22 protein-coding genes are annotated in these 18,760 nt (G+C 69.1%); 19 read left to right on the top strand and 3 right to left on the bottom strand.

The window, feature by feature from the left end; genetic code table 11:
- Positions 1-31: 31 nt before the first annotated feature.
- The 4 genes from ABZW17_RS06440 (at position 32) to ABZW17_RS06425 (ending at position 5,095) form a co-directional block, all read left to right on the top strand.
- Positions 32-1,630, top strand: coding sequence for a phage portal protein (locus ABZW17_RS06440; protein WP_354810285.1), 1,599 nt, complete (start codon positions 32-34; stop codon positions 1,628-1,630).
- Positions 1,602-3,671 (top strand): phage minor capsid protein, encoded by a 2,070-nt coding sequence (locus ABZW17_RS06435; protein WP_354810283.1) that lies wholly within the window; start codon positions 1,602-1,604, stop codon positions 3,669-3,671. Before ABZW17_RS06440 ends, ABZW17_RS06435 begins: the two co-directional genes overlap by 29 nt.
- The gene (locus ABZW17_RS06430; RefSeq protein WP_354810281.1) at positions 3,659-3,919 is read left to right on the top strand and encodes a hypothetical protein; all 261 of its coding nucleotides are present in this window, start codon (positions 3,659-3,661) and stop codon (positions 3,917-3,919) included. The genes ABZW17_RS06435 and ABZW17_RS06430 overlap by 13 nt, the downstream gene beginning before the upstream one ends.
- Before the next feature lie 93 nt (positions 3,920-4,012).
- Complete coding sequence (locus tag ABZW17_RS06425; protein WP_354810279.1) at positions 4,013-5,095, top strand: hypothetical protein; 1,083 nt, start codon at positions 4,013-4,015, stop codon at positions 5,093-5,095.
- 465 nt (positions 5,096-5,560) lie between these two features.
- On the opposite strand, the gene ABZW17_RS06420 is transcribed toward ABZW17_RS06425, so the two are convergent.
- Together ABZW17_RS06420 and ABZW17_RS06415 are read right to left on the bottom strand one after the other, a co-directional pair.
- Positions 5,561-6,220: a hypothetical protein gene (locus ABZW17_RS06420; RefSeq protein WP_354810277.1), complete on the bottom strand. Its 660-nt coding sequence runs from the start codon at positions 6,218-6,220 to the stop codon at positions 5,561-5,563.
- On the bottom strand, positions 6,217-6,438 hold the full coding sequence (locus ABZW17_RS06415) for a hypothetical protein (RefSeq protein WP_354810275.1): 222 nt from the start codon (positions 6,436-6,438) through the stop codon (positions 6,217-6,219). Before ABZW17_RS06415 ends, ABZW17_RS06420 begins: the two co-directional genes overlap by 4 nt.
- Positions 6,439-6,570: 132 nt before the next feature.
- Between ABZW17_RS06415 and ABZW17_RS06410 the strand changes: the two genes are divergently transcribed.
- The 5 genes from ABZW17_RS06410 to ABZW17_RS06390 all read left to right on the top strand — a co-directional run bounded on the left by ABZW17_RS06410 (position 6,571) and on the right by ABZW17_RS06390 (position 9,366).
- Entirely contained in the window at positions 6,571-7,242 is a 672-nt protein-coding gene (locus ABZW17_RS06410) for a hypothetical protein (RefSeq protein WP_354810273.1), read from the top strand.
- An 18-nt stretch (positions 7,243-7,260) separates the two neighbouring features.
- Positions 7,261-8,265 (top strand): major capsid protein, encoded by a 1,005-nt coding sequence (locus tag ABZW17_RS06405; RefSeq protein ID WP_354810271.1) that lies wholly within the window; start codon positions 7,261-7,263, stop codon positions 8,263-8,265.
- A complete protein-coding gene (locus tag ABZW17_RS06400) occupies positions 8,265-8,549 on the top strand; it encodes a hypothetical protein (RefSeq protein ID WP_354810269.1) in 285 nt (94 codons plus the stop codon). Before ABZW17_RS06405 ends, ABZW17_RS06400 begins: the two co-directional genes overlap by 1 nt.
- 71 nt (positions 8,550-8,620) lie before the next feature.
- Complete coding sequence (locus ABZW17_RS06395; protein WP_354810267.1) at positions 8,621-9,046, top strand: hypothetical protein; 426 nt, start codon at positions 8,621-8,623, stop codon at positions 9,044-9,046.
- The gene (locus ABZW17_RS06390; RefSeq protein WP_354810265.1) at positions 9,037-9,366 is read left to right on the top strand and encodes a hypothetical protein; all 330 of its coding nucleotides are present in this window, start codon (positions 9,037-9,039) and stop codon (positions 9,364-9,366) included. The genes ABZW17_RS06395 and ABZW17_RS06390 overlap by 10 nt, the downstream gene beginning before the upstream one ends.
- Here ABZW17_RS06390 and ABZW17_RS06385 read toward each other — a convergent pair.
- The gene (locus ABZW17_RS06385) at positions 9,359-9,664 is read right to left on the bottom strand and encodes a hypothetical protein (RefSeq protein ID WP_354810263.1); all 306 of its coding nucleotides are present in this window, start codon (positions 9,662-9,664) and stop codon (positions 9,359-9,361) included. The two genes, ABZW17_RS06390 and ABZW17_RS06385, sit on opposite strands and share 8 nt — an antisense overlap.
- 56 nt (positions 9,665-9,720) lie before the next feature.
- On the opposite strand from ABZW17_RS06385, the gene ABZW17_RS06380 reads away from it, so the two are divergent.
- From ABZW17_RS06380 to ABZW17_RS06335, 10 genes are all read left to right on the top strand, one after another.
- Complete coding sequence (locus ABZW17_RS06380; protein ID WP_354810261.1) at positions 9,721-10,065, top strand: hypothetical protein; 345 nt, start codon at positions 9,721-9,723, stop codon at positions 10,063-10,065.
- A complete protein-coding gene (locus ABZW17_RS06375) occupies positions 10,062-10,490 on the top strand; it encodes a minor capsid protein (protein ID WP_354810259.1) in 429 nt (142 codons plus the stop codon). The genes ABZW17_RS06380 and ABZW17_RS06375 overlap by 4 nt, the downstream gene beginning before the upstream one ends.
- 28 nt (positions 10,491-10,518) lie before the next feature.
- Positions 10,519-11,118, top strand: coding sequence for a hypothetical protein (locus ABZW17_RS06370; protein WP_354810257.1), 600 nt, complete (start codon positions 10,519-10,521; stop codon positions 11,116-11,118).
- Positions 11,105-11,614: a hypothetical protein gene (locus tag ABZW17_RS06365; protein ID WP_354810255.1), complete on the top strand. Its 510-nt coding sequence runs from the start codon at positions 11,105-11,107 to the stop codon at positions 11,612-11,614. Before ABZW17_RS06370 ends, ABZW17_RS06365 begins: the two co-directional genes overlap by 14 nt.
- Entirely contained in the window at positions 11,614-12,159 is a 546-nt protein-coding gene (locus ABZW17_RS06360) for a hypothetical protein (protein WP_354810253.1), read from the top strand. The genes ABZW17_RS06365 and ABZW17_RS06360 overlap by 1 nt, the downstream gene beginning before the upstream one ends.
- Before the next feature lie 184 nt (positions 12,160-12,343).
- Positions 12,344-14,740 carry a hypothetical protein gene (locus tag ABZW17_RS06355; RefSeq protein WP_354810251.1) on the top strand — a complete coding sequence of 799 codons (2,397 nt, stop codon included), beginning with the start codon at positions 12,344-12,346 and terminating at the stop codon, positions 14,738-14,740.
- A 116-nt stretch (positions 14,741-14,856) separates the two neighbouring features.
- Complete coding sequence (locus tag ABZW17_RS06350) at positions 14,857-15,624, top strand: hypothetical protein (protein WP_354810249.1); 768 nt, start codon at positions 14,857-14,859, stop codon at positions 15,622-15,624.
- Positions 15,625-15,639: 15 nt separating this feature from the next.
- The gene (locus tag ABZW17_RS06345; RefSeq protein WP_354810247.1) at positions 15,640-16,839 is read left to right on the top strand and encodes a hypothetical protein; all 1,200 of its coding nucleotides are present in this window, start codon (positions 15,640-15,642) and stop codon (positions 16,837-16,839) included.
- Positions 16,839-17,969, top strand: a complete 1,131-nt coding sequence (locus ABZW17_RS06340; protein WP_354810245.1) for a hypothetical protein — start codon at positions 16,839-16,841, stop codon at positions 17,967-17,969. The genes ABZW17_RS06345 and ABZW17_RS06340 overlap by 1 nt, the downstream gene beginning before the upstream one ends.
- Entirely contained in the window at positions 17,969-18,715 is a 747-nt protein-coding gene (locus ABZW17_RS06335) for a hypothetical protein (protein ID WP_354810243.1), read from the top strand. Before ABZW17_RS06340 ends, ABZW17_RS06335 begins: the two co-directional genes overlap by 1 nt.
- Positions 18,716-18,760: the final 45 nt, after the last annotated feature.

Here is an 18,760-nt window from a genome sequence, read left to right as displayed (position 1 = left end):
TTCTCCCTGTGCTGGTGAAAGGGGGTGCGTCATGCCGTCTTCGTGGCCTCCCCCACCGTTCGACGACGCGCACGCGCGGATGCGCGAGTGGGATGCCTGGTACACCGGCGACCCCGAGCGACTCGTCGAGATCTACACCGGTGAACGCCGGCACGCTGTTACACCTCGGCTTCGGCCGTCGACGTACCGCGGCGGCCTGGTGGGCGGGCTCGCCCGGTTCTTCTGGGGCCGCCCGGTCCCGGTGGGCCAGACCCGACAGCGGTTGCATGTGCCGCTCGCCGCGGACGTCGCGACCGCGTCGGCCGACCTCCTGTTCTCCGAACCGCCCCGCATCGTCGTCGATGACGCCGCGGCGCAGGCTCGGCTCGACCTCGTACTCAACTCGCCGGCGATGCACTCGCGGTTGCTCGAGGCGGCCGAGATTGCCTCGGCGCTCGGCGGCGCCTACCTGCGCGTGGTCTGGGATGCCGACGTGGCCGAGCACGCCATGCTCGACGCCGTCCACGCCGACGCCGCGGTGCCCGAATGGCGTTGGGGTGAGCTGGCCGCGGTCACCTTCTACACGCGGGTGCGCGTCGACGGGCCTGCCGTGTGGCGCCATCTCGAGCGCTACGAATCAGGCCGGATCGTGCACGCGTTGCACGTCGGGACCGACACCGAACTCGGGCGATCGGTGCCGCTCACCGAGGACCCGGCGACCGCGTGGGCGGCGCCGCTGGTCGACGCCGAAGGCAGCATCGCCACCGGCACCGACCGGCTTGCCGCCGCGTACGTGCCCAACGTCCGCCCTAACCGGGTGTGGCGCGGCACCCCACAACTCGCTCCGCTGGGCCGCTCGGACTTCGACGGGGTCGAAGGGCTCTTCGACGCGCTCGACGAGACGTACACGAGTTGGATGCGCGACGTCCGGATCGCCAAGGCCCGGCTACTCGTGCCTACCGGGTACTTGCAGGACAACGGCGCCGGCCGCGGCGCGAGCTTTGACGAAGACCGAGAGGTCTACACCGAGTTGAACGCGCTCTCGCGCGGCGGCTCGGACACCCTCACCGTCTCCGCGCACCAATTCGCGATCCGGGTAGCCGAGCACCGCGAGACCGCCGAGGACATCACCCGGACCGCGCTCCGCGCCGCCGGCTACTCGTTGGCGACGCTCGGCGATGACGACGGCGACGCCTCGATCACCGCGACCGAGGTCACCGCCCGCGAGAAGCTGTCGAACCGGACCCGCGACAAGAAGGCGCGGTACTGGGCGTCGGGGCTCGCACACGTCTCCGCCGCGCTGGTCGAGGTTGACCGGGCGGTCTTCGGCGGCACCGCCACCGTGTCCGAGCTGCCGAAGGTCGAGTTTCCCGACCGGACGCAACCGGACCCCGAAGCGCTCGCGCGCACGGTGCAGGCGCTCGCCGCGGCCGAGGCCGCCTCGACCGACGTGCGGGTGCGGATGGTTCACCCCGATTGGGAAGACGACCAGGTCGACGACGAGGTCGTCGCCATCCTCGCCGAATCCGGCCGGACCGTGCCCGATCCGGCGAAGTTCCGCGGGCTCGACCAGTTCCCCGACGCGCCCGCCACTGGCGACAACCAGGTCGAGGGGGCCGCCGATGCCGTGGGAACCCCCGCCCGGAGTTGACCCGGCCGACGTCGTCGAGCAGCTCGCCGCGGACATCCTCGCCCTGTACACGCAGGCCGAGGCGCGGTTGCTCGGCGACATCGCCCGCCGGGTCCGCGCCGATCAGGACGTGCCCGAGTGGGCCGCGCAGAAGGCCGCCGCGGCGCGCGAGCTTCGGCTCGCCGCCGAGCGGATCGCTACGCAGGTCACCGGGCAGGCAGGCCAGGCGGCCGCCGATTCCGTGTTCGCCGCGTGGCAGGCCGGCGCCGAGCAAGGGCTCGCGCAGCTCGCCGAACTCGGCGCGCTCTCGTCCGAGCAGCTCGAGCAGCTCGCCGGCGTAGTGCCCGGAATGCAGGCGGCCGCCATCCTCGCCGCAGACCTCACCAGCCGACTCGAGGCGCTGCCGCTGCGCGTCTTGCGCTGGCAGCAGGACTCCTATCAAACGGCGGTCGCCGCCGCGGCCCCCGACCAGTTGCTCGGTACCGGCACGATCCACTCGGCGCAGCGCGCCGCGTGGGACCGGCTTGCAGCCCAAGGCGTGACCGGGTTCGTTGACCGCGCCGGCCGCGATTGGAACCTCGCGAGCTACGTCGAGATGGCCGTGCGCACCGCGACCGGCCGCGCGTGGAACGACGGGCACCTCGCCCGGATGGCCTCCGCCGGCGTCGAGTTGGTCACGATCACCCACTCGGCGCACGCCTGCCGGCTCTGTACCCGCTGGGAAGGGCGGGTGTTGGCGCTGTCCGGCCCGGCCGGCGAGCGCCAGGTCGAGCAGACCCTCACCGACGAGACGGTCGCCGTCGACGTCGCCGCCACCGTCGAGCAGGCGCGGCTCGAGGGGCTCATGCACCCGAACTGTCGGCATCAGTTCGTGCCGTACCTGCCCGGGGTGACCAAGCTCGACGAGATCCGCGAGCACGACGCCAAGGCGGAGCAGGACCGCGAAGACCTGCGCGCGCTCGAGCGCAAGGTGCGCCGGAACAAACGCAAGGCCGCGGCCGCGCTCACCGACGACGAGCGCCAGGCCGCCGAGCGTCGGGTGCGCGAGACGCAAGCCGAGATCCGCGAGCACGTGAAGCGGACCGGGCTCAACCGGAAGCGCTACCGCGAGCAAGTCAACCTTGGACATGGCGACCTCCGGGCCGCCGAGCGCCGGCGGAACCAACTCGCCGACCAGGTCGCCGAGGGCAGCGCCGAGCAGAACCAGCTCGACGCCATCGCCGCCGAACAGGCCCGCCGACGTGAGGCCGAGCGGCTCGCCGCGGAGAAGACCACGGCCGACAACGCCATCGCCGACGCGCTCGCCGCGCAGCAGCGAACGCCGGCCGAGCTGAGCGACGACGAACTCGCCGTCGCTGACCGGGTGTTCGCCGAGCGCGCCGAACTGCTCGGCAAGCCCGGTCAGGTCAGCCGGACGCACCAGGCCGTACGCGACGAGATCGAACGGCGCGCCGCGCCGCCGGCCGCGCCGGTGGATCTGCGGGAGCTGTCCGACGAGCAGCTCGGCGACCGGCTCGCCGACGTCGGCGACGACGAGGACGCGGTCGCCGCGGTGCTCGCCGAGCTGGATCGACGCGAAGCCGAGCAGCAGTACGCCGACGCGGTCGCCGACGATCCGGACGCCGAGAAGTGGGTCGAGGTCGACCGGCTCGTCGAGACCGGCCTCGACTACGAACAGGCGTACGCCGAGGTGTTCGATAAGGACGTCGAGAAGATGCGGCGCGAGGACGCCATCGCCCGACTTCGGCGCGAGGGCTACCGCGGCCGCGGGTTCGACGAACTCGCCCGCGCCGCCTTCGCCGACCGTCTCGAACGCGACTACTTCGCCGCCGAGGCCGCCACCAACGGCGTCCTCCTCACTGCGGAAGGCCAGCGCTCCGGACTGGACCCGCGGAACCTGTGGCGTCAGAACGAGAACTACGCCCGTCGGTGGGCGTCCGACGAACTGAAACAGTGGTGGGACGAAAACGGTAGGGTCACGTTCGACCAATTCGTCGCCGAGCAGCTCGGCGGCGGCAACGGCGAACGGTTCCGCACCGGGGGTGAGTCGTGGCTGCAATAACCGCCGAGCAGGTGCGCGCCGCCCGTGATCAGGGCTACGCGGCCGGCTACGGGCTCGCGCCACCGACGCCGAACCCGTACACGCCGGCGCACGAGCCAGAGTGGCGCGGCCCACGGACGCCAGCCGAGCGTGCTCGCCGAGAGACCGCCGAGCGCAGTCCGCTCGTGCTCGCGCGCGTGTGGCGGCTGGGCTACCAGGACGGCCAAGCCGCCTACGCGCGCGGGCGGGACTCGACATCGGCCTCGTGAACCCGTGACACAATGTCATCACGGTGTGTAACAGCGAGGCTTGTTTCGAGCGATCTACCCTCGAACTAGGCCATTGCTCTAGATCGAGGGGTCATGACTACTTACCAGCTGGTGCCCTACTTGATGTCAGTTGCCGTGCACGGTAGCCCCACCGATATCCGACCGACGAAGGATATCGATGGGAACGGGTTTCACGTTCTCGATGCGCTCGCGAAGATCTTCGCCGCTTCCCGAGGCATCCTGTTTCGCGACCCCGACGACCAGAACCGTCACTTGATCATCTCGAAGCTGCACCGGGGCAAGGAAGCGATCTTCGTCGAGATCCAACCCGGGCGATCCGGCATCAAGAGCGAGATCCGCAAGGCCGACGGCACCCGCATGAGTCGTGACGAAGTCGATACCGAGTTCACTCCCGTACGCCACTGCTACTACTGCCCGCCGGGCGGTCACCACGTTATCGTGATCGCCGAGCGGGTCGGCCTGGCCGGTGCAACGACCATGTCGTACACCCTGCTCAGCAAAACTTTCGAGAAGTACTTCGACGGATTGAAGCTGAACAACTTGCCCGCGATGACCGAAGACCTGCTGCGCAAGTCGGTCGAAGAGCAACCAGTGAAGGCCCTTGTATTCAAGCGGCCGCGCGCCGGCGAGGGCAGCGACAAACTGATCATGGTGTCGAACGAATCCGTCGAAGTCGAAGTGCGCCTCACTCCACGCCGTCGCAAGTTTTGGACCTCAAAGAGCCTGCCACAAGGAACCGAGGATCGCCCGACCCGCGAGAGCCTCCTCGGGGTGCTCGTGCCCGTCCTCAAGCCTGGCGTACAGGAGGATGACGCCGTGAAGGCTCTGCTCGATGAAGGCTGGGAGTCATCCTTGGCGGTCAAGATGCCCGGCGGAACTCAGCGACTGGTGAACGTTCACTCATCACGCGCAGTGAGCATGTCGTTCCCGATCGTGTCCGAGACGGACGATGGAGCGACGGCAAGCCGTCCAAGTGACGATGAGTTCAAGGCAGGCTGTGTCGAGATTCTCGAACTGCTGAGCGGCCAGTATGGCTTGACGGACCGATCTGCGGGACAATGTAAGTGGGACACACACGAGTGGAACGACGCTTCAGCCGAACCATGGGAGGTGGTCTGGGATGAGCCGAATGGGTCAGCGACTTCTCGTACGTGACCAATTCACTCAGATCGCCAAGAGTCCGTTCGGAACTTACTCTGACCCTGCGTGGTCAGAGCTGGCCCTCGTTGCAACGGCTGCAATTCCCGCGGCGCTCGTGTTCGTCTTCAAAGTGAAGATTCCCGTGCTGTCCGGCCTGCTCACGGCTACTTCCATCCTAACCGGCCTCACCTTCACCATGGCTCTCCGGTTTTGGGAACGAAGCATCGACGCCAGAACAAACGCGGACACTCTCGCCGACGGGCCGCGTCTTCAGGTTCTCGATAAGATGCGCGCTCACCTTGTCTGGACCGTACTTGTCGGAGTCGCCGGAACTGCCTTCTTGGCACTCGGGGTTATTTTCACGGCGACCACTCCCTCTGTGTGGCTTTCTGCGGTAGCTGCATTCTTGGTTATCTACCAAGTTCTACTTGTGGGCGGCGCATTGCTTCGCTTCTATGAGCTGGCTTACGTCCTACGCCCCTAGGCCGTTCCGATCGGCCCAACACCATACAGATATTCGACTCGCGCACCGCGTGACTCGACCAAGGCCACGGCCTTGAGCGCGAGATCGCGCGAGCGGCTGAGCTGATACGCCCTGGGCACCATGAACACATCGCCCGGCTTCAAGTTGTCTATGAGGTCAAGAAATCCGTCGGTTAGCTCATCTCCGGCGACGCGCTCGCCGCGGACGACTTCACAACCGGCGGCTACGAGCTGTGCGACGTATCCGTCGTGCACCCCTCGCGATGAACGCGGGTTGGTCTTGAGGTAGCCGAACGCAAAGTGATCACCGGGGCGCCGGTGCTCGGCGATGAACACCAGCCGCTCGGCTGTCTTCGCCGCCTCGAAATCGTCGGTCACTTCGGTGATCCTCGCAGCGAACTCTTCGACCGAGTCAAGTCGGTTGCCACTCCCTGGCATCCCTGTGCGCCATGCTTCGATTTCCGGCAGGCGTAGCGGATGCCATCCGGGCGCACCGTCAGTGTCGATGTCCGGCGCCGGGAACGGGTGCGCCGAGCCCTGCGGATACCGCTCGCGCCACTTGTTCACGGCTGAGCGGCTCACTCCGAGCCGCTTAGCCAGTGAGGCCGCGCCGAGGTACTTCTCGACGGCCGGTGCTGGCTGCTGCTCGTCCGTCATGCGAGCACCGCCCCGCCGAACAGCTCGTCGCGCGCGTAGAACGAAAGCGGGCCGACGGGTTCCGGCCACGCGAACGGTGCTGGCTCGACGGCCGCCCGCTCGGCGGCGACCTCGGCGCACGCTTCCCAGATGTCGACCTGTCCAGGGATTTGGTCGGCGATGTGCTTGCGCAGCGCTTCGGCCTCGAGCAGTGGCCCGACCTCGAAAAGTGCGTCCATTGCTTTCCCCTCTCGTGTCCGCGTTGTTGACACTCTAGGGACCTGACGACCCGAGTGTCAACAACGCGGACACACTCGTCTCTCGGCCAGGCGCCGAGGTTGTCCAACCCCCACGACGCCCAGGAGGCAACCGTGTCCGCACCCATCACCCCGGCCGGAACCGGCGAACCGGCCGGCACTCCCGGCGAACCGGGCGCCACCGGCACCCCCGCGACCGGAGAACAGCCGCCGGCCACCGGTCAGCCGAGCGCACCGGCGCCGGCCGAGCAGGGTCCGACCCCGGACGATCTCGCCGCGCTGGACCCGGCAACGCTGGCAAAGATGGTGCGCGACCTGCGCACCGAGAACGCCGCAGACCGCACGAACGCGAAAACGAAGGCGGCCGACGAGGCGCGGCAGCAGCTCGCGCAGGACATCGGCAAGGCCCTCGGCCTGGTCGCCGGCGACGACGACAAGGCGGACCCGGCCAAGCTCGCCGAGCAGGTTACCGCTGAGCAGCAGCGTTCCCGCGCCGCCGCGGTCGAGCTGGCCGTATTCAAGTCCGCCGGCCCCCTCGGCGCGGACCCGGCCGCGCTGGTCGACTCGCGCGCATTCCTCTCCGCGGTCGAGCAGCTCGACCCCACCGCGGCCGACTTCGCCGACAAGGTCGGCGCAGCGATCACCAAGGCCGTGACTGACAACCCGAAGTTGCGCGCCGCCGGCCAGGTGCCGCCGCGCAGCAGCGGGCAGCACGCCGGCGGGTCCGGCGAGAAGCCCGCAGCGAAGTCGCTCACGGACGCCATTTCCCGCCACTACGGCAGCTAAGCCCCATAGGAGAGTTCCATGCCCGTGACCTTGGCCGAGGCCAAGAACAACGCACAGACCGACTACGACCCGGCCGTGATCGACGAGTTCCGCAAGGAATCGGCGATCCTCGACTCGCTGATCTTCGACGACGTCGTCAACCCCTCCGGCGGGGGCGCGACCCTCACCTACGGGTACCGCCGGTTGATCACGCAGCCGACCGCCGATTTCCGCGCGCTCAACTCCGAGTACGCGCCGCAGAACGTCACCACCGCGCCATTCTCGGTCAACCTGGCCGTGCTCGGCGGTGCGTACGAGGTCGACCGGGTGATCGCCAAGGTCGGCCCGGCCGCCTCCGCCGCGGTGTCGTTGAACATGGCCCAGAAGATCAAGGCCGCGAAAACCCGGTTTCAGGACGCGGTGATCAACGGCGACACCGCCGTCGACACCAACGGGTTCGACGGACTCGACAAGGCACTCGTCAGCTCCACCACGGAGTTCCGCGCCGGCCAGGTCACCGACTGGACCGACTTCGACACCAACGCGCGCGCCGAGCACAAGGCGCTCGACGCCATCGACGAGTTCCTCTCGCTGCTCGACGGCGCCCCGTCGGTGGTCATCGGCAACGCGAAGTCGCTTGCCCGGGTCCGGGCGGCAGCGCGCCGCGCGAGCATGTACACCCGCGACCCGGTCGACGGGCTGATCGGCGACAACGGCCGGCCAGTGGTCCGCGAGACCTACGGCGGCGTGCTGCTCGTCGACGCCGGCGCGAAGGCCGGCACGAACAACCCGATCGTGCCGATTCTCGGCCGGACCGTCGGCGGTACCGCGGCGACCGGGCTCACCGACTTGTACGCCTACCGCGTGGGGCTCGACGGCTTCCACGGCGTCGCGACCGTCGGCACGCAGCTCGTCGAGAGCTGGCTGCCCGACTTCACCGTCGCCGGCGCCGTCAAGAAGGGCGAGGTGGAGCTCGGCCCGGTCGCCGTCGCGCTCAAGGCAACGAAGTCCGCCGCCGTCTTCCGCAACATCAAGGTGCAGTGATGCCACGACACATCATCGAAACCCCCGTCGCCGACTACGCGGGCACTGTCGCCGGCGTCCGGTTCACCGCCGGCCGCGGCGAGACCGACGACGAGAACGCGGTCGCCTACTTCCAGCGGCACGGCTACACCGTGACCCCGGTCGAGGACGACGTCGAGCCCGTTGAGTCGGTCGTCGACGACCCGCCGGGCGGCACCGCGCCCGCCAACGAGACGCCGCTCGAGAACGCGCCGGCCGAGCCGGAAGAGACGAAGCGCACCAGCCGCCGCACGCCGACGAAGTAGCCGCCGTGGCCGGCGCACGCGCCCCCCGACCGGGCGCCGGCCGCGGCTTCCATCAACGAGAGGGGGTCGCCGTGGCACGCGCGTACGCGACCGCCGAGGACTACGCGAACTGGCTCGATATCACCACCCCACCCGATGGCATCACCCGGCAGCTTGCCCGCGCGTCACAGCTCGTCGACTGGCTGCTCGTCACCGCGGTCTACCTCACCGACCCGGCCGGCTACCCGGCCGACCCGGACATGCGGGCCGCGGTACGCGACGCCACGTGCGCCACCGTCGCGTGGTGGGGAGACACCGGCGACGACTCCGGCGCGTCCGCCCGGTTCACCTCCGCCGGCATCGGGTCCGTGAACCTCACCCGGGCGACCACGGCGGCCGCCGGCACGCCCGGCGGCGCGCAGGCTGCCCGGCTTTCGCCCGAGGCCATGCAGATACTCACCGTGGCCGGCCTGCTCGGCGATGGCCCGGTCGAGCAGGAGGTCGCCTGGTGGCGCTGACCATGCCTGCGTTCCTGCTCCCGCACACCGTGACCGTTAAGCCCTACACCGGCAGTGGCGCGTACGGGCCGGTCTTCGGCCGGCCGTTCACCGTCCGCCGTGCGTACGTCGAGGACCGCCGGCGCAGGGTTCGCGCGACCGACGGTGCCGAGACCATCAGCGAAACGACGGTGATCACCCAACCCGGCACGGCGATACCGGCCGGCTCTGAGGTCACCGTGTGGCCCGGCACGCCGGCCGAGCGCACGGCCACCGTGATCACCTCGAGCACGTTCGACCACCCCAGCGCGCCCGCCCACCTCGAGGTCACCCTCACCTAGTGGTGCCTTCGCGCCGCGGCTCGATGGCATCGCCCGGAACCCACTGCCCGGCCGGCGCGCCGCCGTGGCCGTCATGGATCTTGAACCGCACCCAGCCCACCCAATGACCGGTGGTCGTCGCGTGCCACATCGCCAGCTCGCCGGGCACGATCGCCTGTAGATCGAGACCGTCCGGGATGACCGCTCGAGGCGGCCCGAGTCGATAGACCTTGCCCAAGTCCACCCACACGGGCCGATGCGGGCGCAGCCCGCGGAAGTACCGCGAACCCGGCGCCGTGCCCCGACCATCATCGAACATAAGTTCGGATTATTACACCGGCACTTGACCGGCGACAATGGCGAGGAGGTTCACCCGTGCGGCTCAAGACCGAGTTTCACTGGAAGGGCGATCACGTCCTCGAGGACTTCACCCGCGGCGCCGAGAAGGGCGTCAAGCTCGCCGCCGAGCACGTCCGCGGCGTCGCCGTGAACCGCGCCCCGAAAGACACCGGCGCACTCCGGAACACCGGTACGGCGACCACCGACGGGCTCACCGGCGCCGTCTCGTTCGACACCGAGTACGCCGTACCTCAGCACGAAGAGGAGACCTGGCACCACGAAGACGGCCAGGCGAAGTACCTCGAGACCGCACTCGACGACGAAGTCGACGTCGCCCGGCAGATCATCGCCGCACAGATCCGGAAGGCGACCCGCTCATGAGGTTCGTCGTCGAGCTGGGCGACCTCATCGCCCGCCACCTGGCCGCGACCGGCGTCGGGATCTACCGGGCCGACGCCGGCTACACGGCCACCGAGACCGGCATCGTGTTCGGCGGCTTGCCGGCCGACCCGCCGCGGGTGGTCGCCTTGCTGCTCTACCCGCTCACCCACGACACCGACGCCGACGCCGAGTACGGCCTGCGCATCCGGTTCCGCTCGGCCGGCCAAGACCCCCGCGACCTCTTCGACCTGGTCGACGCCGCGTTCGACGCGCTCGCCGGCGCCGGCGAGCAGCAGCTCGGACTCGGCGTCCACCTGGTCACCCGCGAGACCTCGAACCCCAGCGGCACAGACCAGAACGGCCGCTACGTGCACACCGACACCTACCAGATTCGGGCGCACTACCCCACGCGATTCCGCTCGTGACTCCGCACTCGGCGTCTACCGTGCGGTCATGCAAACGACAAGTCCGTGGTACCCCGTGATCGTCGGCGCGGTCGGCGCAGGCGGCGCATTAGTCGGCGCAGTTATCGCTTTCCTAGGCACTTGGCTCAATCGGAAAAGTGAGCGCGAACGCGATTTGCGCCACTTGGACCACGAAAGAACGCTCCACTGGTCCGAGAAGCGACTTACCTTGTATTTGGAAATCGTCGACGCTGTCGAGAAGCACGCTGAATACGTTCGCAAAATTACTCAAGCATTCGAGGAAGGCAACCAAGCTGGCGCGATCGAGGGATGGGGCAAGATGGCCTCAAGTCGCGACGGCTTCCGCTTGCTTCGCCAAAGAGCGCAGATTCTAGCGTCGAGCCCTGTCCGAATGGCCGTTGATCACTACTACGCCGCCGCCGAAGGTGTAGCCGCAAAACGGACACGGTTCATCAACGGAGAAAAGGTACAGGTCCACTACAGCGACGAAGCTATCGGCAAGCTCATCAGCTGTCGCACCAATGTAGAAGAGTCAATCCGCACCGAACTCGGAACCGATACCGCCGAATTGGCCACCAAGCCTAGGAAAAGGAAGCGATATGGCTTTACGTTCCATGCTCGCGAGTGACTGGGCACTCGAGGTCGACACCGCCGCGAGCGGCGCCACCGCCCCGCAGTGGACGCCGGTGCGCGGACTGTCGAACTTCTCGGAGAGCACCGACGACAACACCGAGGACGACTCGACCAACGACGCGCCCGGATGGGGCGCCGACGTCATCACGCAACGGAAATGGAAGGTCGAGGCCGAGGGCAAGCGCAAGCGGGACACCAGTGCGAGCAACTACACCCCCGATCCCGGCCAGGAGTTCATCCGCAAGGCCGCGCGCAAGGTCGGGTTCTCGGCCGACGTGCATGTGCGGTGGTTCCGCCGCGACGGCTCGCCGGACGCATCGGAGGGCTACGCGCAGGTATCCGAGTTCACCAAGGGCGGCGAAACGACCGACCTCGAGCCGTTCAACTTCACGTTGCTGGGCCAGGGCGAGCCGCTCGAGATCGCCAACCCGGTGACCGCGCCGCCGGCCGGGGGCGCCGCGGCGGCCGCGACGACGAGCGGGGGTAAGTGATGGCGTATCGGGATCTCGACGAGCTGCTCGACGGCGGGCTCGAGCTGCCCATCGGCGGCAAGGTCTACGCAGTGCCGCCGGTCGACGCCGAGACCGGTCTGCGCTTGCAGCGGCTTCACGACTGGATGTTCGGCGTAGCGGCCGCCGTCAAGGCGCACGAGGACAACCCCGACGCCGGCGAACTGTCGGTGCCGGAGCCGGGCGGCGAGCTGCTGTCCGATGCGCAGGAGATCGACATGTACCGCAAGTCGCTCGGCACGGCCTACGACGAGATGCTCGCCGACGGCGTCGCCTGGCCGCGGTTCAAGGTCGCCGGCATGACGGCGTTCCTGCACCACACGCAGAGCGCCGAGGCCGCCGAGGCGTACTGGAATGCCGGCGGCCGCCCGGAAGCCTCGGCGGGGAATCGGGCGAGCCGTCGCGCGGCGGCCCGATCGACCCCGCAACAGGCATCCGGGAGTGGTACGACCCGGACGCGGAAGGCGGCACCGGCGACGGCCCGCGCTGGTCGGACATCTTCGCGCGCTGGTCGCTCGTCGAGCTAGACCTGCACGAGGTCTACGGCCTCGACCTCGAGGCCCCCGGCCTGCTGCGCGCCCGCTCGTGGCGCTGGCTGCGCATCCGCATCGCCGGCCTGTTCTCCACCGACGCGAGCCGACTCCGTCGCGCGCTGTACCCGGAGGCTGACCGCCCCCGCCCCTGATCGAGCAGCGGGCGGGGGTGGTCCCCGTGGCGCTCACCATCGGCGAGCTTGTCGGTTACCTCCGGATCGACGACAAGGGCGTCGCCGGCAAGCTCGCGCAGGCCCGAGCCCGGTTCGCCGCCGCGGCGAAAGACACCGACGTCTACGACAACGCGCTCATGCGCGCGGGCAAGTCCGCGCGCGACATGGCCATGTCGGCCGGTGCGAGCGCGCTCAAGGTCGGCGCACTCGCCGGTGCCGCCAACCTCGCCGGCGGCGCGCTCGGCGCGCTCGGCGGCGGCATCGTCACAGCCTCCGGCGCGCTGCTGATCCTGCCCGGTGCCGCAGTCGCCGGCGGCGCCGCACTGGCCTCGCTCAAGGTCGGGTTGTCCGGGTTCGGCGACGCCTTGAAGAACATCGACGACCCCGAGAAGTTCGCCGAGGCCACCGCGAAACTCGCCCCCGCGGCACGCGACACGGCGAACGCCGTGCGCGCACTGGCACCGGCGTGGGACGCGGTCAAACGCTCGGTACAGCAAGAGTTTTTCTCCGAGATGGGCTCGGTGGTGCGCCAACTCGGCGCGCAGTACCTGCCGATCCTCAAGCGCGGAATGACCGACGTCGCCTCGAGCTTCGGCGTCGGCGCAGCCGGCCTGGCCGCGTTCCTGCGCGAAGCGCAGACCGGGCGCGACGTCGCGACGATCTTCGACAACAGCTCGACCGCGGTGTCGAACCTGGCCGAGGTCACGCAGCCACTCGCACAGGTCTTCCGCGACGTCGCGGCCGTCGGCTCGACTGTGTTCGCCGACCTCACCACCGGGGCCGGCTCAGCCGCCGAGCGTTTCGCCGCGTTCGTCGCCACGGCCCGCGAGTCCGGGCAGCTCGAGGCGTGGATGCGCAACGGGCTCAACGCACTACAACAGCTCGGACAGCTCGCCGGCAACGTCGGCGGCATCATCTCGGCCGTCTTCTCGGCGATGTCGGCAAACGGCACGTCGACGCTCGACGTGTTGTTGCAGGCCACCGGCGCGGTGCGCGACTTCCTCAACTCCGCGCAGGGCGCCACCTTGCTACAGCAGATCTTCGGTGGCATCGCCGCCGCCGGCCGCGGCCTGGCCCCGGTGTTCGCCGAGATCGGCCGCGTTCTGGTCTCCGACGTCGGACCGGCGATAGCCACTCTCGGCCCGCAGCTCGGCGCCGCGCTCGCCTCCCTGGCACCTGCCGTCGCCCCGTTGGGCAGCGTGCTCGCCGCCCTGGCCCCGGTGGTCGCCGCGGTCGCGCAGAGCTTGGCCGGCGGACTGGCCTCGGCCGTGACGTCGCTCGAGCCCGCCGTCGTTGCCCTGGCTCCCGGTCTGGCCACGCTCGCGAGCCAGATCGGCACCGTTCTCGCGGTGGCGCTCCAGGTCGCCGGCCCGCTTCTGGCGATGCTCGCCGGTTTCCTGTCCGACAACATGACGTGGCTCGGCCCCCTGGCAATTGGGTTTGCCACCGTCGCCGCCGCGGCCGGTCCGCTTACAACGCTTGTCGGCGGTCTCTCGACCGCGTTTCGCGCGGCGACGACGATTTTTAACGCCTTGCGCGTCGCGATGATGACCAACCCGTTTATTCTGATCGCAACTGCCGTCGCCCTTCTCGCGGTGCTGATCATTTCAAATTGGGACACGATCAAGAACGCGATTGGCGCCGCGCTCGACTGGATCGGAAATTTCATTTCCGGCGCGGTCGACTTCATCGTCAATCTGTTCCTGAACTGGTCACTTCCCGGCCTGATCATCAAGCACTGGGACACCATCGTGGCCGGCGTCCGCACGGCGGTGAACTGGGTCCTTGACGCGGTCGGATGGCTCGGCTCTCTGCCGGGGAAAGTGACCGCTTGGTTCGGTGATCTGGCGAGGGCCGCGATAGGCAAGGCGGCCGAGCTGGTCAACTGGCTACGTGGCTTGCCGGGCCGTGTGCTCGACGGGCTCGGCAATTTCGGCTCGCTGCTACTAAACGCCGGACGCGATTTGCTCACCGGTTTGTGGAACGGGATTCAGAATGCGGCAGGCTGGCTCAAAAACAAGGTGCTCGGTTTCTTCGGCGGCCTCCTGCCCGGCTGGGCGAAGGACATTCTCGGCATCAACTCGCCGTCGACCGTGTTCGCCGGAATCGGCCGGTGGATTCCGCCTGGTCTGGCCGGCGGTATCGACAAGGCGGCCGGCGTCGCGCTGCGCTCGGCGTCCGATCTCGCGACGCGTGTGTCGGACACGATGGCGGCCGGCCTGACCACGCCCGCGCTCGCGTTCGCCGGCGCGTCGAACGCCGGCACCGGTGGCGCGACCGGCGCCTACGCGGCAACCGCGAGCCGGCCCACCGTGCACATTGACCAGTTCCACGCGACGCCGGCGCAGTCGCCGGCCGACATCGCCGGCGAGCTGGACTGGTTGAGCCGCGGGGGTGGGTAGTGGCTGCTGGAGACCTGATCACCCGCGATGGACAACTCGAGTGGCGCGGCACCCTGCTCGGCGCCGGCACGGCGTACGGGTGGCGCGCCCTCGAGGGATGGCTCGACCTGCCGCAGATGCGCGGCGGCGACATCGACCAGCCCGGACAACACGGCGCGTTCCCCGGGCAGTTGCTCGCCCAATCGCGCACGATCACCTACTCGTTCGTGATCTCGGCGCGGCGCGCCACGCGCGAGCAGTACGCGGCCGCTGTCGAGCTGCTGCGCGCGGTCACGACGCCGGCCGAGAACCCCGACGAGGAACCGCTCGTGATCCGGCTCGCCGGCCGAACCTGGCAGGCCCTCGCCCGGTGCACACGCCGCTCGGTGCCGACCGGGCTCGCGTACGACACCGGCTACGTCGCGGGTGCTGTCCAGTGGGTGGCGACCGATCCGCGGCTGCTCGAGCTGCCCGGCTACACGGCCTCGACGATGCTCGGCGCGGTCGATGCCGGCGGGCTCGGCTTCCCGGTGCGGTTTCCGATGCCGTTCGGCGCCTCGGCCCGCGGCGGGGTCATCACGTGGGCGAACACCGGCACGGCCGAAGCGTGGCCGGTCTGGCGTATCGCCGGCCCGGTCCGCGGACCCTCGATCACCCGGCGCGACACCGGGCAGGCGCTCGAATTCGATCCGGACTGGATCATCCCGGCTGGCCAAGTCGTCGAGGTCGACACGCTCGCCCGAACCGTGTTGTTCTTTGGCAGCAACGTCTCGGCGTCCGATCGCCTGTTCACCCGCGGATGGTTCAGCTTCCCGCCCGGTCGTGAAATACAGGCCGTTTTTGCTTCTGCCGCACCGAGTTCCGACTCGCGCCTGTCGGTGACCGTGCACAACACCGACATGTGAGATGGAGGTTTCCTCATGCCCGAGCGCACTTCGTGGGCCGTCGGGTCCGACGCTCACCCGCTCGTCACCACCGAAGACGCCAGAGTCGCGGTGTCCGCGCTGCTCGTTCCCGGGCCGAGCGCCATTACTGCTCGCGACGGCATTCGACCGGGGCCGGCGACCCCGGGCCGGGTACACGCCGCCGGCACGGCAAGCGGCTCGGTCGTGGTCGAGCCGTTCCAGGGCAGCATCCGCGCTTCCCGCGGCATCGGCTCGTACCTGGTGTCGCTGGACAGCCCGAAGGCCCTCGACGTGCTCGCCGTGCCGGCCGACCCGGCGAACGACCGCTACGACCTGGTGATCGCCCAGCAGTCCGACGAGTTCTACCTCGATACGGCGACGAAATTCGAGGTTCGGCTCGTGCGCGGTGCCGCGTCGGCGACGCCGAGCGACCCCGTTGTCGACGGCTCGCGCGACTGGTTCACCCTCGGCCGCGTCCGGGTGACAGCCGGCGCGAACAAGATCACCGATGCCATGATCGACCAGCTACCGCCCGGGTGGACGGTCGCCCTCGGCGGGCTGCTGCCCGTCGGCAGCGTCGCCGAACGCAACGCGCTCGCCGCCTACCCCGGACAGTCCGTCTACCGCATCGACAAGGGATGGACAGAGGTCTACGACGGCGGCGCGTGGCGCGTGCGTGGACAGGTGACCGCGCTCGCCCTGGCCGACATCACCGATCCGTACCCGGGTCAGCTCGTCGTGCTCGCCGGTACCGGCGGGCTCTACCGCTGGAACGGCGAGAAGTGGCTGTACGCCGCCCTGCTCAGCGGGGCGACCCCGGGCGGCGACTGGACGATCACCACCAACCAGCCGACCTCAAACTCACCAGCCCTGCTCACCTTCCCCCAGGTCAACCGCCCCCCGGTCGGCATCAGCCTCGCCGGCGGGGTGTTCACCATCGGCGAGCCCGGCTGGTGGGACCTGTCGCTGAACCTGCGTTACGGGATCGGCAACGTCGACAAGTACGCCATGATCGGCGGCTCGTCCGCGGGGAACCTGTGGGCGAAGGACAGCACCGCCGGCGGCGGCAACAACGTCTCGGCCTCTACCTCGAGGTGGCTCGACAAGGGCGCCACGTTCCGGTGCTACGGCTACTCGGGCGCGGCGAGCGCGGTCACCAAGGAATCGGCCGGCGACCTGATCAGCGGGTTTACCGCGGTGTGGCGGGGGCCGTGATGGCGCTGCCCACGTACACCTACCTTGTCGCCGACCTGCGCAGCGGCCGCGTGCTCGACGAACTGCCGCTGTCCGGGGTCAAGTACAACAAGCCGTTGAACGACGCCGGCAAGTTCTCGGGCACGTGGAACCTGTCCCGGCACCCAGCGACCCGCCGGCGTGATCCGTACGAGTTGACCATGCCGGCCCGGCGCGCGCTGTACGTCCTGCGGAACGACCGGCCGATGTGGGGCGGGCTCATCTGGACCCGCAAGTACGACAGCAGCACCGGCGCCGTCGACATCCAAGGCGCGGACTGGTGGAGCTACTTCGACCACCGCAAGGTGTTGCCGCTGCTGCCCGACACCGTCGCCGTCGACCGGGTCGCCACCCTCACCACCCGGTTCAACGACACGGAGCAAAACGACATCGCGCGGCGCCTGGTCCAGCTCGCGCAGTCGCACGCCGGCGGCGACATCGGGGTCGAGGTCGACACTTCGCAATCGTTCATCTACCGCGACCGCGAATACCCCGGGCACGCGTTGGCCGACACCGGCGAGGCACTGCGCCAGCTCTCGAGCGTCATCGACGGCCCCGACATCATGTTCGGCGTCGCCCCGGGCGCCGGCGGCCGCGTTCGTCGGATCATGCGCGTGGGCACTCCGCGGCTCGGCCAGACCGGCACCGTCCACGTGTGGGAGACCGGCGGCAACATCCTCACCTACGTGTGGCCCTCCGACGCTACGCGGATGGCCACGCGCACGTTCGCCGCCGGCGACGGCGTAGCCGAGGGAACCCCGATCGCCGTCGCCGAGGACACCGCGAAGTACCCGGCGCACTGGCCGTTGCTCGAGTCCGAACAGGGCTACTCGAGCGTGAGCGACCCGGAAACCCTGCAAGGCCACGCCGACGCCGACCAGCTCGTCGCCCGGCTGCCCGTCGTGCTTCCGACGCTCACCGTCCGCGGCGACACCGCCCCCTACGTCGGGGAGTGGGACACCGGCGACGACGTCCGCGTCGTCATCCGAGACGAATTCATGCGCCGCGGACTGGACACCGCAATGCGGATCGTCGACGCGCAGTACGCGCCCGGCGAATCCATCGAAACCGTCACCATCACCATGAGTCCCCTGATCGAGGATGCCGCGTAATGCAGGTCAACCAGCCTTCCAACATCATCGACCGCGTCATCGCCCTTGAGCGCGAACTCGCCACCGTCCGCAAGAAAGTCGGCCTGTCCTCGGCCGTCATCGCCCGCGGCGGCTTGACCCTCGTCGACGACAGCTACATCAAGGTGACCGACTCCGACGGCGTCGAAATCCTGTATGTCGGCCCGGACGCCGAGGGCAAACAGCGGTTCGTGCTTCGCCGCGAAGGCGGCGCAACGCTCATGTACACCGCCGGCTCGGCGCAGTTCGGGCGCGACTTCTGGGCGATGACCGACTCCACCGGCCGCATCATCGTGTCCGACAACGCCGAGGTAGGCGTCGGCCTCGCACGCCCGTGGCTTCCGCTCGTCCTCTATCCGAAATTCACCACGCACACCTACAGCGATGATCCCGCGCTCGGCGAGACCTTCGCCTATATGGACATCGACACCCGGCAGCTCAGCGGCGAGACGACTCTGTGGGAAGGCCGTGCGTCCGTTTCGCACCCGTGGGTCACCATCGAGGGTGTCTGGGGCGCGTCGGTCAACAATCCCAACGTCACCTACCGACTCCGGCTCGACAAGACCGAGGTCGGCTCGTGGGACGCGAGCAACCTCGAGGTAAGCAGGAAAGGCCGTTTCAGCGTGGCCGAATTCGTCGGTCGCGACTGGGTGCCCATCACCCTCACGGCCTCCGCGTCCGGCTCCGGCGCCATCGCCTGTCAAGTCCTCGCCTGCTACTGCATGTAGCCCTCATCCGCACGACCGCCGTCGACGCACGGCGGTTTCGTCGTG

The organism is Amycolatopsis sp. NPDC004625, from assembly GCF_040609695.1.
GTDB lineage: Bacteria > Actinomycetota > Actinomycetes > Mycobacteriales > Pseudonocardiaceae > Amycolatopsis.
This window is presented reverse-complemented; position numbering and strand designations above follow the sequence as displayed.